The organism is Altererythrobacter sp. Z27 (assembly GCF_052683155.1).
On sequence record NZ_JBQYMC010000001.1, the window covers coordinates 473148 to 487499 of the forward strand.

The following is a 14352-nucleotide window of genomic DNA, read 5'->3' on the forward strand; positions in this document are numbered from 1 at the left end:
GATAAATGGAAAGCCCTCGCTTTGCGGGGGCTTTTCGCTTTCAGGGGCGTTGCATCCGGGCGTCCGCGCGCATAGCTGGACAGTATGGAGCTTTCACCCATTGCCTTGGCGTTGATCGGCCTGGTGCTGGCGGCCTGGACGGTCGCTGCCGCCATTATGATGATCCGCGCCAACCGGCGATCGCACCGGCACGACGCGCTTCGGCGGTCGCTGGCGCGCGTCAACGGAATGCTGGAGGAAGCCCCGGCGATCCCGATGCTGGTGCGCAGCGATGGGCGGATCGAGGCGCATGAGCGGCTGGCAGGGTGGCTGGGGCTCGACAAGGTACCAGAGTTCCTTACCGAACTGGCAAGCGGCGACGATGGCTTCGGCATCACATCGAGCCAGCTGGCGCAGCTTTCCGATGCGGTCCGCCGCACCCAGAAGACTGCAGCTCCGTTTCGACTGTCCTTCAGCCTGCCCGGTTCGGGCCGCAGCTTTGCCTTCCGAGGCACTCTGGCCGACCCGCGGGTTGCGCCAGGCGGCGCGGCACTGGTGTGGATCTTCGATTTTACAGAAAGCGAAGGCGAACTCGCGCGACTGCGTGGGGAAGCTGCGCAGGCACAAGGCGATTTCACTGCGCTGGTCGGTCTGATCGAGGCTGCCCCGATTCCGATGTGGTTCCGCGGGCGCGACGCTCGCCTGCGGCTGGTCAACCGTGCCTATGTTGAAGCTGTCGGCGCCGATGATGCAGAAGCGGTCGTAACCCGCCAAATCGAGTTGCTCGAGCCCGAAAAAGGCCGCGCTGCTGGCGATATCGCGCGCGAAGTTGCAGAGCATGGCGCGGCATCCGAACGGACAGTCCCGGCCACGATCCATGGCGAGCGCCGCCTCTTGCGCGTCAGCGACCTGCCGATCGGCGAGGAAGGTATCGCCGGCTATGCGATCGACATTGAGGAGATCGAGCAGCAGGCGCGCGAATTGCGGGCTTTCAGGCAGGCGCAGCGCGCGATGCTCGACCAGCTTTCGGTGGGCGTGGCGCAATTCGATGCGGCGCAGAGGCTGGTTTTCGCCAACCAGCCATTCCTGCGGCTGTTCGACTTGCCGTTTGGAATCGTTGGTGATGGGGTTCAATTCGACCGTTTCCTGAGCGATGCGCGGGAGAAGCGGCGGACGCCTGAAGTCCGCGATTTCCCGGCCTGGCGTCGCGAACATCTGGAATGGTTCGGCGCGAGCGAAGCGCGAGAGGAAGCCTGGCCGCTGCCCGGTGGGATGCACCTTCGCATGGTGGCCCAGCCTATGCCCGACGGCGGACTGGTGGTCTTCGCAGAGGACCGCACCGAGCAACTCGCGCTTTCCGCAACGCGCGACACGCTGCTGCGCACGCGCACCGCCATGCTCGACAGCCTGTTCGAAGCGCTTGCGGTGTTCGCGCCCGACGGATCGCTGCAGGTGTGGAACCGCAGCTTCGCCGGAACCTGGGGCCTTGAACCCGAATTGCTCGACAACCACCCATCGGCTGACGAATTGCTCGCGGCAATCGCGCCGAACCTTGCCAAGCCCGGGCAAGCCAAGGCGATTGGCGACATCGTGCGCGCAGCCACGCTCGACCGGCGCGAGAAGGGCGGGCGGGTCGACCTTGCGGATGGCCGCACGCTTGAATTCGCCGGGGTGCCGCTGCCCGATGGAAACGGCTTGCTGACAGTGCTCGACATCACCGATTCGCAAATGGCCGAAACGGCGCTGCGCGAACGAAACCAGGCGCTGGAAGAGGCTGATGCCGTGAAAGCGCGCTTCCTCGCCAACATGTCGTATGAGTTCCGCACCCCGCTCACGTCGATCGGCGGCTTTGCCGAATTGATCCAGAGCGGGGCCGCCGGGCCGGTGAGCGACCAGTTGAAGGACTATGTCGAGGCGATCCTCGAATCGGTCGCGCGGCTGACAGAGCAGGTGGAGAATGTGCTCGACCTGTCGCAGAGCGAAGCAGGCCTGTTGCCGATTTCGAAGCAGCGCCTTGAGCTGCTTTCTTTCGTTACCGAGATCGTGCGCGAGCGGGAGAAGGCGATCAAGGATGCCGGGCTGACGGTCGATCTCCGGGGCAATCCGGGAGGCGCTATCGAAGCCGACAAAAGGCAATTGGCGCGCGCGATCGGCCATCTGGTCGACAATTCGATCGCGGCAACCGGCAAGGGCGGCAAGATCCTGATCGACATTGCCCGCACCAGCGAAGGCGCGCGGATCGTGGTGTCGGACAATGGCCCCGGCATGACCAAGCAGGAATTGGGGCGCTTGAGCGAAGGATTGCGGGTGACGCCCGATGGCAAGGTCGAGCGGCGACAGGGGCTCGGCATTCCGCTCGCTCGCCAGCTGGTCGAAGCGCATGGCGGAACGCTGACGCTGGAAAGCCGCAAAGGCGTGGGCACAACCGCGATGATCCGGCTGCCGTGACCGAGGAATTGCCAGACCTCGCAGCGATGGAAGCGCTCGGCACGCGGATTGCCGCTCGGCTGAGGCCGGGCGACGTCGTGGCGCTGGAGGGGGATCTTGGCGCAGGCAAGACCACGCTCGCGCGCGCAATATTGCATGCGCTGGGCCATGCGGGCGAAGTGCCGTCGCCCACTTTCACTATCATCGAAACCTATGATGCGCCGCCGCTGCGCCTGCCGATGGTTCATGCGGACTTCTACCGGCTGGAGGATCCTGCGGAACTGCGCGAACTCGGGCTCGAGGATTACCGCGAGGACGCCGCGCTGATCGCCGAATGGCCGGCAAGGGCGGGCGGTTTCGCGCATGAGCCGGGATGCCTTTCGCTGGAGCTCGAAATTGTGGGTCAGGGCCGCCGCGCGATTGTGCAGCCGGGGGGCGATTGGGTAGGGCGCATGCCATGAGCGAATGGCCTGAAGGACTGGAAGAATTTCTCGCTGAGGCGGGTTGGGGCGGGGCGCAGATCGACGCGATTCCCGGCGATGCCTCGTTCCGGCGCTATTTCCGCATTCGCGACGGCGCGCGCGGTGCGATGCTGATGCATGCTCCACCGCCGCATGAAGACCCGCAACCGTTCCTCGACGTTGCCGAATACCTCACCGCGCATGGCGCGCGTGCGCCGCAGATCTATGCGGCCGATGCAGCTGCAGGCTGGGTGCTGCTGGAGGATTTCGGCACCGACCGGATGCGCGACTGGCTCGATGAAAATCCCGCGGGTGAAACCGCCGCCTATGAAGGCGCGGTCGAAGCGCTGGTGGCGCTGCACAGGCAGCCGGCCGGGCCGTTCGCACCCTATGACATGGCGGCATACCAGCGTGAGACCGGCCTGTTCACCGAATGGTATTGCCCGGCGCAGGGCCTCGCCGTCGATCAGGACGGATACCGCTCGGCATGGGAGGAAGTTCTCGCTCCGTTGCTGGCGCGCCAGCAGCCTGGTGTGACGGTCCTGCGCGATTATCATGCCGAGAACATCATGCTTCTGGGCGATCCGCGTGACGGCGCGCCGCAAGGCCTGATCGACTTTCAGGACGCGCTGGTGGGTCACCCGGCCTACGATCTGGTTTCTCTGCTGCAGGATGCGCGGCGAGATGTGGCGCCAGAGCTCGAGCGTGCGATGCTCGATCGCTATATCGCAGCAGCCAATCCCGATGCCGAGTTCGAGGCGGACTATGCGCGGCTGGGCGCGCAGCGGAATGCCAAGATCGTTGGTATCTTTACTCGCCTCTACAAGCGCGACGGCAAGCCGCGCTATCTGGAGCTTATTCCGCGAGTATGGGCCCTGCTCGAACGGGATCTGGCGCATCCCGCGCTCGGGCCCGTGGCCCGCTGGTTCGACGCCAATATCCCGGACGACTTGCGCCACAGCGGCGGGGGTACGATCGCATGAGCGAACTGGCGAGCGACACCGCAATGGTGCTGGCCGCCGGGCTGGGCAAGCGGATGCGCCCGCTTACCGCCAGCCAGCCCAAGCCGCTGGTGCGCGTCGCGGGCAAGCCGCTGATCGACTACGCGCTGAACCGCCTTGCCGAAGCCGGGGTGGCGAAGGCGGTGGTCAATGTCCACTATCTGGCCGATGCGCTCGAAGCCCATTTGCGCGCGCGCAAAATGCCTGCGATCACTATCTCGGACGAGCGCAAGCAGTTGCTGGAAACCGGCGGCGGCATGCTCAAGGCGCTGCCGCAGCTGCCCGATCCGTTCTTTTCGCTCAATGCCGACAATATCTGGCTGGAGGGGCCGCGCAGCGCGTTTCACGATCTTTCCGCGCGGTGGGATCCCTCGCAGATGGACGCCCTGCTGCTGCTTGTCCCACATGCCCGCGCGATGAATTTCGCCGGGCAGGGCGATTTCCATATGGATGCGCTGGGGCGCCTCCGCCGTCGGCAGCAGGGTCGCATCGCTCCGTTCATTTTCACCGGCATCCAGCTGGTTTCGCATCGCCTGTTGCGCGATGCGCCGGATGGCCCATTCTCCACCAATCTCCTGTGGAACCGGGCGATCGAGGAAGGTCGCCTCTACGGCCTTTCTTTCACCGGCCAATGGTTCGAAGTCGGCACGCCGGACGCGATTGCGCCGACGGAAGCTGCGTTGCGGCGTGGCTGAGGCGACGCTTCCCGAGATATATTCGATCGCGGCACACCGCGGCTTCGCCGATGCGCTGGTTGCCGGGCTCGTCCCGCGATATTCCGAGCCCGGCTTGGGATTGGCGCGGCTGACGCTGCTGCTGCCGTCAAGCCGTGCGGCGCGCAGCGTGAGCGAAGCATTCATCCGCCATGCCGGGGAAACCGGGGCGGCAGGGCTGTTGATGCCGCGCATGGTCATGGTGGGCGATGTCGAGCTCGACGAGGCGCTGGGGAGCCTGCTCGACCCGCTGGGCGCAGAGGACATTCCTCCGGCGGCGGACCCCACGCGTCGCTGGTTCGAACTGGCCGCAATGTTGCGGCTTGCGATGGAGCGTGAAGGCAAAGCGATCCCCGGCAACGCGGCACTATTGAGGTTGGCACGCGAGCTTGGTGGCACGATGGACCGGCTCCTGGCCGAAGGCGTCGAGCCGGAAGATTTTCTGAGCGAAGCTGTGCTTGGCGAAAGCCAGAACCTTGCCGAGCATTGGCTGAGCAGCACCAAGCTGTTCGCGATCGTCCAGCAATTGTGGCGGGCACGGCTGGCAGAGCGTGGCGAGGTCGATCTGGCGACCCGCCGCAACATGCTGTTCGAACGCGCTGCACGGCATTGGCGCGAAACTCCACCCGCAACGCCGATCGTTGCCGCAGGCATAACCAGCGCGGCGCCCGCGCTTGCGCGATTGCTGCGAGTGGTTGCGGAACTGCTGCAGGGTGCCGTCATCCTGCCCGATCTCGATCTGGCGCTCGACGATGCCGCGTGGCAGGAACTTGGGCGGGCAGGGCAAGCGCCCGAGCCCGGCACCTTGCCCTTCACGACAGGTGAAGCGGCGACCCATCCGCAATATCATCTCAAGCTGTTGTTGAACCGCATGGGCGTCGCTCGCGGTGAAGTTCGCCCCTGGCACCGTAAGGGATTGGGGGCTGCGCCGCCTGAGCGCAGCCACGCGATTTCATCGCTGTTCCTTCCTCCCGAAGCGAGCAAGGCCTGGGTCGACCTCAGCGCAGACAAACGGCGACTTTCGGGTGTGCGCCTGCTGACATGCGCGACCAGCGAGGAGGAGGCGCAGGCGATCGCGCTGGCCATGCGCGAGGCGATCGAAGTGCCCGAACGGCGCGTAGCTTTGGTAACGCCCGATCGCGCATTGGCGCGGCGCGTGGTGCAGCACTTGGCGCGCTGGAATATCGTCGCCGATGACACAGCCGGTCGCCCGCTTTCGCTCACGCCTGCAGGGCGGCTTTTGCTGGAGCTTGCAGAACTGGTGTCGGAAGGGCTTGCCCCTGTGGCGCTGGTGGCGGCGCTCGGCCATCCGCTGGTGCGGCGAGGGGATAGGCGACGTGCGTGGCTTGAGGCGCTTCGGGCGTTTGAACGGCGGTTGCGCGGCCCGCGCCCGTCACCTGGCATGGAGCCATTGCGCAATGTCGCGCGCAGGGCCGGAGTCGAGGTTTGGTGGGAAGAAGTCGAGCAATTGCTCGATCCGCTGGTGTCGCTGGCCGGTAGCGAAGGAGAAATTTCGCTGGCTGGCTCGCTCGACGCGCTGGCGCAGCTGGGTGAGGTGCTGGCTGGCGAGGATCTCTGGACGCAGGAAGACGGGCGCGCGCTGGCACGCCTTATTGAGGAATTCCGCCTGCATGCGCGCGAAGCCGGGGCCGGTATCGCTCCGGGCGAACTGCACGCGGCGCTGCGCGATGCGATGGACCAGGTGGCAGTGCGTCCGCCCTATGGTGGCCATCCGCGTATCGCGATCTACGGCCTGCTCGAATCGCGCATGACACGCGCCGATTTGGTGATCTGCGGCGGGCTCAACGAAGGCACGTGGCCGCAGGCGCCATCGCCCGATCCGCTGCTGGCCCCGGCGATCCTGCGCGCGCTCGGCATGCCGGGGCCGGAATTCCGCATCGGGCTCGCCGCGCATGACCTGGCCAGCGCGCTTGGAGCGCCCGAAGCGCTCCTGACCCGGGCGATACGAGATATGGACGGGCCGACGATCCCTTCGCGCTTCCTGCTGCGGATCGAAGCGCTGCTGGGCGAACGGGCGGAAGATCACCGGGAAACCCGCATCCCCGCATTGGCGGCGCGGCTAGATCGGTTCGCTCCGCCAACTGTTCCCTATCCGCGCCCTCAGCCGAAACCTTCGGCGGAGTTGCGCGATGTGCCGATCAAGGTGACCGGCCTCGATCGGCTGCTGGGCGATCCGTACCAGTTCTATGCGCAGGAAATCTTGCGCCTTTCGGGACTGGACCCGCTCGACGCCGATCCCGCGTGCGATTTCGCGTGGCAGGGCACGCTGGCGCATGAAGTGCTGCGCCGCTGGCACAAGCTGCGGCTGGACGGGACGAAGGTGCCGATCCTGGCGGTCGCCAGCGAAGTGCTGGGCGAAGCGAACATCCATCCGCTGCTGCGCGGGCTGTGGCGCCCGCGATTGGACGAGGGGCTGGAATGGGTGGCCCGCACTATCAACGAGCAGCCTGATCGCGAGATCGTTGCGATCGAGTGCAAGGGCGAAATGAAGTTCGATGGCGTGCGGGTCTATGGCCGGGCGGATCGGATCGACCGGCTAGCCGATGGAACGCTGGCGATCGTCGACTACAAGACGGGACACCCGCCCTCGGCCGCGCAGGTAGAGGCGGGATACGCCCTGCAGCTGGGCACTTTGGGCCTGATCGCGCGTGAGGGAGACTTCGAGGGGCTGTCAGGTCAAGCGAACGGGTTCGAATACTGGTCGCTGGCCAAGCGGAAGGATGGCGAATTCGGCTACACTGACGTGCCGATGAAGGTCGGGAACAAGAAGAGCGGCCTTTTGCCAGAGGAATTCCTTCCGACCCACCAACGATTCCTGCACAAGGCGATCGCGCAATACATCAAGGGAGATCATCCCTTCACCGCTAAGCTCAACCCGGATTACCCGGGCTACAACGACTATGACCAGCTGATGCGCCTTGCCGAATGGCAGATCAGGCTCGCGGATGAAGGCGAAAGCGAGGACGAGGCATGAGCGGCAAGGTTCATCCGCTCAAAGACAACCAGCGCAAGGCTGCCGATCCCGGTCTGAGCGTGTGGCTCTCGGCTTCGGCGGGCACCGGCAAGACGCAGGTGCTTTCCGCCCGCGTGCTGCGGCTGCTGCTCGAACCGCAGGTCGACCCGTCGCAGATCCTGTGCCTCACCTTCACCAAAGCGGGCGCGGCCGAGATGGCAGTGCGGATCAATTCGGTGCTGGCGCGCTGGGTGCGGATCGATGAGACGACCTTGGGGAAAGAGCTGGGATACCTTGGCGCGTCCAACGATCCGGCCACAAGAACGCGAGCACGCACTTTGTTTGCCAGCGTGCTCGATTGCCCCGGCGGCGGGCTGCGGATCGATACGATCCATGCCTTCTCGCAATGGCTGCTGGCGAATTTCCCAAGCGAGGCCGGATTGGTTCCGGGCATGCGACCGATGGAGGATCGCGAGCGGCAATTGCTGGCCCGCGATGTGCTGGGCGACATGCTGGTGGAGGCTGAGCGGCTGAACGATGCCGGCATTCTCGATACGGTCGCTCAATTCAGCCGCACCAAGGGCGTCGATGCCCTGCAAGGCTGGTTAATGCGCTGCGCCAAATCGATCGAGCTGTGGCGCCGGAGTGGTGGCTGGCAACCGCCAATGGCGCCGCGGGTACGCCGCCTGCTCGGCATTCCGAGCGATGCAAGCGAAACCCATGTCGCGGAGATGTGCGACAACGATACGTTCGATACAATGAGCCTGCTACGCTGCAAGCAGACTCTGGCTGCATGGGACACCGGCACGGGTCGCGAAGGGAGTGCCGCAATCGATGCCTGGCTTGCGCTCGCTCCACTGGAACGCGCACGCACCATCGACGCACTCTACGCTGGCCTGTTCACGAAGACGACCGACGCGCCGAAACAGCTAAGCAACATTCTCAAGCGTGATCCGGAATATGGCACTTATGTGGGCAAGGCTCAGGAGAACATTCGGCTCGTCCGCGAATTCCGGACCCTGCTCGAACTCGCTGAATTCCTTGCTCCCGCGCTCGAACTTGGGCGTGCCTTTGCGCTGCGCTGGGATGAGGCCAAGGCGCGCGAAGGGCTGCTTGATTTCGACGATCTGATCGAACGGGCGGCATCGCTGTTGAAGGAACAGGCCGCAGCCGACTGGATTCGCTTCAAGCTCGACCGGCGCTTCGACCACATCCTCGTCGATGAAGCGCAGGACACCAATGAAGCGCAATGGCGCATCATCGATGCGCTGATCGACGATTTCTTCTCGGGCGAAGGTGCAGCGGGAGACAAGATCCGCACGATCTTCACCGTTGGGGACTACAAGCAGGCGATCTTCGGCTTCCAGGGCACGAGCCCCGACAATTTCCGCGCGGCGCGCGACAGGGTTAAGGCCGCGATCGGGGCCGCCGCGCAGAATGCGGCAGAGGCGCGGGTACGCATTCGGCAAAGCGAGCTGGCAGAACTCGACCTAGGCCAGTCCTTCCGCACCGGCGCGCCGGTGCTCGAATTCGTCGACTGCGCGGTCGAGGCGATCGGCCCCTCTGCGCTTGGCTTGCAGGAGGAATATCGCAGGCATGAAGGGCAAGAGCGCCCTGGCCTCGTCACTCTGTGGAACCCGGTGCGTGACGAGCGCGGGGCCGCGAATGGTGGCGATGGTGAAGATGCCGAAGGCAAGGAGAACTGGCTTGCCAAGCATGACCGGTTGATGGCTGACCGGATCGCCGAACAGGTCGCCCGCTGGACGCAGGTGGACGAGGAGGCCTTCGCCCTCGTCAAGGATAGCCACCGGATCGCGCGACCCGGCGATATCATGGTGCTGGTGCGCAGCCGAAAGGAACTTGCTGGGCTTATTGTCGCGCGGCTCCATGCGCGCGGGGTGCCGGTTGCCGGGGTCGACCGCTTGCGACTGGGCGAGCCGCTGGCGGTGAAAGACCTGATGTCTGCGCTACGTTTTGCAGCGCAGCCGCTCGACGATCTCGAGCTGGCGAATTTGCTGTCATCGCCGCTGGTCGGCTGGACGCAGGATGATCTGCTTGCGCATATCCCGCGCGAGGAGGGCAAGAGGCTGTGGCACCATTTGCGCGAACATGGCGATCCCTATGTCTCTGCCACGGTCGCCCGGCTGGGCGAACTGCTGGCATTGGCCGATTTCGAGACGCCGCAGGCTTTGCTGCAGTGGCTGCTGGTCGGCCCGTGGCAGGCACGCGCGAAGCTGGTTTCGCGACTGGGCCGCGAGGCGAATGACCCGATCGACGAGCTGCTCAATGCCGCCTTCGCCTATGAGGGTGTGCACACGCCCAGCCTGACGGGCTTTATCCAGTGGTTCGATGCGGGCGAGGGGATGCTCAAGCGCGATCCGGATGACGCGCCCGATCTGGTGCGCGTGATGACGGTCCACGGATCGAAGGGGTTGCAGGCGCCGATCGTCATCCTCGCCGATGCCACCAGCCAGCCGGGCCGCGCGCGAGACCTCGAACTGGCCGAAGACCTGCCGGGAGAAGATGACGCGGGAACGCCGCGCGTGCCATTGCCGGGCCTGACGAAGGAACAGCGCGCAGGCCGGATCGCTGAAGCCCAATCGGCAGCGGAAATGGCCGAACTGCAGGAGCATTGGCGGCTGCTCTATGTCGCGATGACCCGCGCGGAGGAAGCGTTGTTCATCGGCGGATCGCTGAGTCCAAGAGACAAGACCCCGCATGCCGACAGCTGGTATGCACGCCTGGCCGCCCTGTTTGGCGGTGAGGCGCTGGCGGATGATTTGTGGGGCGGACGTTTCGAATGGGGTGAGCGGGCCGAATTGCCGGTTCGGGCCAGCGATGTCGAAGTGGCTTCGGGCGGGTTCGATGAGCCAAGCTGGCTGCGGCGCCCGATCGGACCGGAGCCACGCCCGCCGCGCCCGCTCGCGCCTTCCTCTGCCGGTGAGGAGCAGGGTAGCGACCCGCCGCTCCCGCCCGAAGTTGCGCGCGAGGCCGCCCGCAGGGGCGTGCTGATCCACAGCCTGCTCGAACGCCTGCCCGATGTGCCTGAGGGCGAGCGCGCAGCGCGCGCAGCGCGTTGGCTTGCGCGGCAGGCAGCCGATCTGGATGATGCCGCACGGGCCGACATACTCGAACACGTGTTCGCCGTGCTCGGACATCCCGATTTTGCGGAGGTCTTCACTTCAGGCTCAATGGCCGAAGTGCCGCTCGCGGCGATTGTCGGTGGGCAGGTCGTGGCCGGGACCGCCGACCGATTGCTGGTGCGGGATGAAAGCGTGACGGTGGTCGATTTCAAGACCGCCCGTCGCCCGCCCGCGCGGCTGGAGGATATTCCGGAAACGACGCTCCGCCAGATGGCGGCCTATGTCGCGGCGCTGGAGGCGATCTATCCCGGCCGCGCGGTGCGCGCCGGCGTTCTCTACACCCAGACGCCGCAAATTTTCGAACTGCCGCAAGAGCTTGTGCAGCGGTATAAAATCGCCTTCCAATCCGCGCAGGAAAGCTTTCCGGCCGCGCCCATTGAGTGATGCGGAAAAAATCCTAGTTATGGGCTAACGCAAAAATCAGGAGATTCCCCATGGCCACCGTCAATGTGACCGATGCAAGCTTCAAGAGCGATGTGCTCGACGCCGATAAACCCGTTCTCGTCGATTTCTGGGCCGACTGGTGCGGCCCGTGCAAGATGATTGCGCCCGCGCTGGAAGAAATCAGCGACGAACTGGCTGGCCAGGTCACGATCGCCAAGATGGACATTATGGAAAATCCCGACGTGCCCGGGAAACTGGGCGTGCAGGGAATTCCGTTCCTCGTCCTGTTCAAGGATGGCCAGCCCGCAGCGAGCCTGACCGGCGCTCGCCCCAAGAGCGCGCTCAAGGCCTGGCTCGAAGGCGAACTCTGAAAATCAAAGGCCGAGCGCCCGCTCGGCGAATTGATCCCACAGCGCCGGGCTCGATGCACCTATCAGGCCCGGCTTGTCCTCCTCGTCGACGCGATAGGCGCTGCCGTCGAACCGCGCCGCCTTGCCGCCAGCCTCGTTCAGCCAGAGCACGCCCGCGGCATGGTCCCATGCCAGCGTGCGCTGGAAGCTCGAAACATCATTCTGGCCCAGCGCTAGCCGCGGATATTGCTCGGCAGCGCAGCGTGGAATGTCGACCAGCCGGTAAAACGGTGCAAGCCTGGCATCGACCATTGCGCGCTGCTCCTCATTGAGGAAAAGCCGTGAGATTGCCGCGACGGGCGGGTCTTCCCCGGTGGTTTGCGCAGCGACGGGTTCTCCATCGACAAATGCGCCATTGCCGCGTTGCGCATGGCAGAAGCGGCCCGACAGGCAATCGTAGATCCAGCCCGCATGGCACACGCCGCCACTAGCCTGTGCGATGATGATCCCGAAGGGCGGTTTTCCGTGCGCGAAATTGTGCGTCCCGTCGATCGGGTCGACGATCCAGCAATCGGCGGACAAATGGCGCAGGATCGCCGGATCGTCATGCGCAGCTTCCTCGCCGACGATAGCGATAGAACCGTCGATCCGCGCAAGGCCTTCGGCGAGCATGGCCTCCGCCTCGTGGTCGACGACAGTGACCAGATCGTCTGCCGCCTTCTCGGCGATCTCGCCGGTCTTGAGGTTCTGGAACCGAGGCAGGATCACTCGCTGGCTGACCAAAGCCATCAGATCGTGAATTTCCCGGTGTTTAGAATTATTCATCAGCCGCCCAGGTGGTTTGGTGATCTGTCATGTTCAGATACTTCGCTGGCCTTGTCTTTCCCGATTATCAAGCTTGACGCATCTGGCCGGCAAGGAGAAATTGTCCTGGGTGGCAATTTGGGGAGGTACAAGATGACGATTCAACCGATGCGCCTGATGGCGATGGCGGCCGCTTTTTGCGTCGCTGCGTTTTTCGGTACGACCAGTGCCGAAGCTGCGCGCCAGGCACGCTCTTGCGATGTCGACCAGGTCGGAGTGATGGAAAATCGCATTCACATCAAATGCGTGCCGATCGAAGGTCAGGCAAACACTCAGGCGATCTATTATTTCGCCATGACTCTTTCCGAAGATTCTCGAAAAGTCGACAATGTGATCGCTCTGGCGATTGCGGCAAAGCAAACAAGGAAGCCGCTGGTCATCGCGTATGATACGGCAGACTATAAAAGCGTGCCGGGCTGCGATGGCAGCAATTGCCGTCGGCTTCTCGCTGCCGCGCTCGAGTGATCAGGAGCGGTAGTCCGCGTTGATCGAGATGTAGCCGTGGGTGAGATCGCAGGTCCAGACGGTGGCACTGCCATCGCCCAGGCCTAGCTCGACCGAAATATCGATCTCCTTGCCTTTCAGATGGGCGGCCACCGGCGCTTCGTCATAGCCTTCGACCGGCAGGCCGTTCTTCGCCGTCCAGATGCCGCCGAATGCGATCGAAAGCCTGTCGCGATCGGCGGGTTCGCCCGCCTTGCCGACCGCCATGACGACCCGGCCCCAATTGGCGTCTTCGCCCGCGATCGCTGTTTTGACCAAGGGTGAATTGGCGACACTGAGAGCGATGCGGTGCGCGCTCTCCTCGGAAACGGCGCCGCTTACCCGGATGGCGATGAACTTGCTCGCGCCTTCGCCATCACGAACGACGAGCTGTGCAAGCTGGCGGCACAGGTCGGTCAGCGCTGCGGCAAAGGCGTCGGCGCCGGGATCGTCGAATGACGCGAGGGGAGTATTGCCCGCCGCGCCGGTTGCGAAGGCGAGAACTGTATCGCTGGTCGACGTATCGCCGTCGACCGTGATGCAGGAAAATGTCTGCCGGTTTGCCTGAGTGAGGAGTTCCTGAAGGAATCCCGGCTCGATTGCTGCATCGGTGAAGATGTAACCGAGCATAGTCGCCATGTCGGGGGCAATCATGCCCGAACCCTTGATGATGCCGACCAGTTCCACGCGGGTGTCGCCCAGCATCGCGCTGGCATGGGCTCCTTTGGCGAAAGTGTCGGTGGTGCCGATCGCCCGCGCGGCATCTTCCCAATTGCAAGGCTCGGCAACGAGCGCGGCTGCGACACCGGCGCGTGCCTTGTCCTTGGGCAGCGGAACGCCGATGACGCCGGTCGAGGAGACGAACACCTGATCCGTCGCGCACCCCAGGTGATCGGCGACCTGCGCAGTGATCTGGTCAACCGCTTCGCGCCCGCGATAGCCGGTGAAGGCGTTGGAATTGCCCGCATTGACGATCAACGCGCGCGCACGCCCCTGCTTAACCTGTTCACGGCCCAGTTCGACTTCGCTCGAAGCGCAGGCGCTCTGGGTAAATACCCCCGCAACCGCCGTGCCCTCTGCCAGTTCGGCATAGGTGAGATCGGCCCGGTCCCAGTTCTTGTAGCGCGCCAATGCGACACGCAAGGTCACCCCCGGAATCGGGGGCATATCGGGGAAAGGAAGGGCCAGTGGCGAAGCGTCGAGTTCCATGCGCCCGCGCTAGCCCGACTGTGCCGCACAGTAAATCCGCCTTGAGAGGTGGACGAGCGAAACAAGAATGCGTATTTAGCGGGTCATGCTTCGTCGCTTTCTCGCCTGCCTTGCGCTTCTGACCGGCCTTGTCGCCGTCAATACGCCGGCCAATGCCTCGATTGTCGAGGCGCTTAATTGCGAGATCGGCGTTAGCGCGGAATCGGCTGACGACAGTGCCGAGGAGCGCCGCAATTGCAGCCATGAAGAAGCTGGCAGCCGTGCGGAAGATCCGTCCAAGGATGAAAAGCCGGCCAAGCGCACCAAGCGTGTGGTGCGTCCGCCTGTGCTCTACGGGATCGACCGCGCGCACGAATAGCGCGCC

11 protein-coding genes are annotated in these 14352 nt (G+C 64.5%); 9 read left to right on the plus strand and 2 right to left on the minus strand.

Annotation, left to right across the window (positions count from 1 at the left end; genetic code table 11):
- Positions 1–84 precede the first annotated feature (84 nt).
- The 7 genes from ACUJ47_RS02405 to trxA are packed head-to-tail and all read left to right on the plus strand — an operon-like array spanning position 85 to position 11453.
- Entirely contained in the window at positions 85–2427 is a 2343-nt protein-coding gene (locus ACUJ47_RS02405) for a PAS-domain containing protein (RefSeq protein WP_445536869.1), read from the plus strand.
- Positions 2424–2867 carry a tRNA (adenosine(37)-N6)-threonylcarbamoyltransferase complex ATPase subunit type 1 TsaE gene (gene tsaE / locus ACUJ47_RS02410; RefSeq protein WP_445536870.1) on the plus strand — a complete coding sequence of 148 codons (444 nt, stop codon included), beginning with the start codon at positions 2424–2426 and terminating at the stop codon, positions 2865–2867. Before ACUJ47_RS02405 ends, tsaE begins: the two co-directional genes overlap by 4 nt.
- Positions 2864–3850 carry an aminoglycoside phosphotransferase family protein gene (locus ACUJ47_RS02415; RefSeq protein ID WP_445536871.1) on the plus strand — a complete coding sequence of 329 codons (987 nt, stop codon included), beginning with the start codon at positions 2864–2866 and terminating at the stop codon, positions 3848–3850. The genes tsaE and ACUJ47_RS02415 overlap by 4 nt, the downstream gene beginning before the upstream one ends.
- Positions 3847–4563, plus strand: a complete 717-nt coding sequence (locus ACUJ47_RS02420) for a nucleotidyltransferase family protein (protein ID WP_445536872.1) — start codon at positions 3847–3849, stop codon at positions 4561–4563. Before ACUJ47_RS02415 ends, ACUJ47_RS02420 begins: the two co-directional genes overlap by 4 nt.
- A complete protein-coding gene (addB, locus tag ACUJ47_RS02425; RefSeq protein ID WP_445536873.1) occupies positions 4556–7576 on the plus strand; it encodes a double-strand break repair protein AddB in 3021 nt (1006 codons plus the stop codon). The genes ACUJ47_RS02420 and addB overlap by 8 nt, the downstream gene beginning before the upstream one ends.
- Complete coding sequence (gene addA, locus ACUJ47_RS02430) at positions 7573–11082, plus strand: double-strand break repair helicase AddA (protein ID WP_445536874.1); 3510 nt, start codon at positions 7573–7575, stop codon at positions 11080–11082. The genes addB and addA overlap by 4 nt, the downstream gene beginning before the upstream one ends.
- A gap of 50 nt (positions 11083–11132) precedes the next feature.
- Positions 11133–11453 carry a thioredoxin gene (gene trxA, locus ACUJ47_RS02435; protein ID WP_445536875.1) on the plus strand — a complete coding sequence of 107 codons (321 nt, stop codon included), beginning with the start codon at positions 11133–11135 and terminating at the stop codon, positions 11451–11453.
- Positions 11454–11456: 3 nt separating this feature from the next.
- Here the strand turns inward: trxA and ACUJ47_RS02440 are convergent, their stop codons facing one another.
- The gene (locus tag ACUJ47_RS02440; RefSeq protein ID WP_445536876.1) at positions 11457–12257 is read right to left on the minus strand and encodes an inositol monophosphatase family protein; all 801 of its coding nucleotides are present in this window, start codon (positions 12255–12257) and stop codon (positions 11457–11459) included.
- 132 nt (positions 12258–12389) lie between these two features.
- Here ACUJ47_RS02440 and ACUJ47_RS02445 point away from each other — a divergent pair, with 132 nt between their 5' ends.
- The gene (locus ACUJ47_RS02445) at positions 12390–12761 is read left to right on the plus strand and encodes a hypothetical protein (protein WP_445536877.1); all 372 of its coding nucleotides are present in this window, start codon (positions 12390–12392) and stop codon (positions 12759–12761) included.
- On the opposite strand, the gene argJ is transcribed toward ACUJ47_RS02445, so the two are convergent.
- The gene (gene argJ / locus ACUJ47_RS02450; protein ID WP_445536878.1) at positions 12762–13988 is read right to left on the minus strand and encodes a bifunctional glutamate N-acetyltransferase/amino-acid acetyltransferase ArgJ; all 1227 of its coding nucleotides are present in this window, start codon (positions 13986–13988) and stop codon (positions 12762–12764) included. It abuts the gene before it with no gap.
- 85 nt (positions 13989–14073) lie between these two features.
- Between argJ and ACUJ47_RS02455 the strand changes: the two genes are divergently transcribed.
- Positions 14074–14346 carry a hypothetical protein gene (locus tag ACUJ47_RS02455; protein ID WP_445536879.1) on the plus strand — a complete coding sequence of 91 codons (273 nt, stop codon included), beginning with the start codon at positions 14074–14076 and terminating at the stop codon, positions 14344–14346.
- The last annotated feature ends 6 nt before the right edge of the window (positions 14347–14352 follow it).

Bases quoted from the DNA above. Each gene is read 5' to 3' on its own strand.
- trxA (WP_445536875.1), top strand. From the start codon at position 11,133: ATGGCCACCGTCAATGTGACCGATGCAAGCTTCAAGAGCGATGTGCTC.
- ACUJ47_RS02445 (WP_445536877.1), top strand. From the start codon at position 12,390: ATGACGATTCAACCGATGCGCCTGATGGCGATGGCGGCCGCTTTTTGC.
- ACUJ47_RS02440 (WP_445536876.1), bottom strand. From the start codon at position 12,257: ATGAATAATTCTAAACACCGGGAAATTCACGATCTGATGGCTTTGGTC.
- ACUJ47_RS02405 (WP_445536869.1), top strand. From the start codon at position 85: ATGGAGCTTTCACCCATTGCCTTGGCGTTGATCGGCCTGGTGCTGGCG.
- ACUJ47_RS02420 (WP_445536872.1), top strand. From the start codon at position 3,847: ATGAGCGAACTGGCGAGCGACACCGCAATGGTGCTGGCCGCCGGGCTG.
- argJ (WP_445536878.1), bottom strand. From the start codon at position 13,988: ATGGAACTCGACGCTTCGCCACTGGCCCTTCCTTTCCCCGATATGCCC.
- addA (WP_445536874.1), top strand. From the start codon at position 7,573: ATGAGCGGCAAGGTTCATCCGCTCAAAGACAACCAGCGCAAGGCTGCC.
- ACUJ47_RS02415 (WP_445536871.1), top strand. From the start codon at position 2,864: ATGAGCGAATGGCCTGAAGGACTGGAAGAATTTCTCGCTGAGGCGGGT.
- ACUJ47_RS02455 (WP_445536879.1), top strand. From the start codon at position 14,074: ATGCTTCGTCGCTTTCTCGCCTGCCTTGCGCTTCTGACCGGCCTTGTC.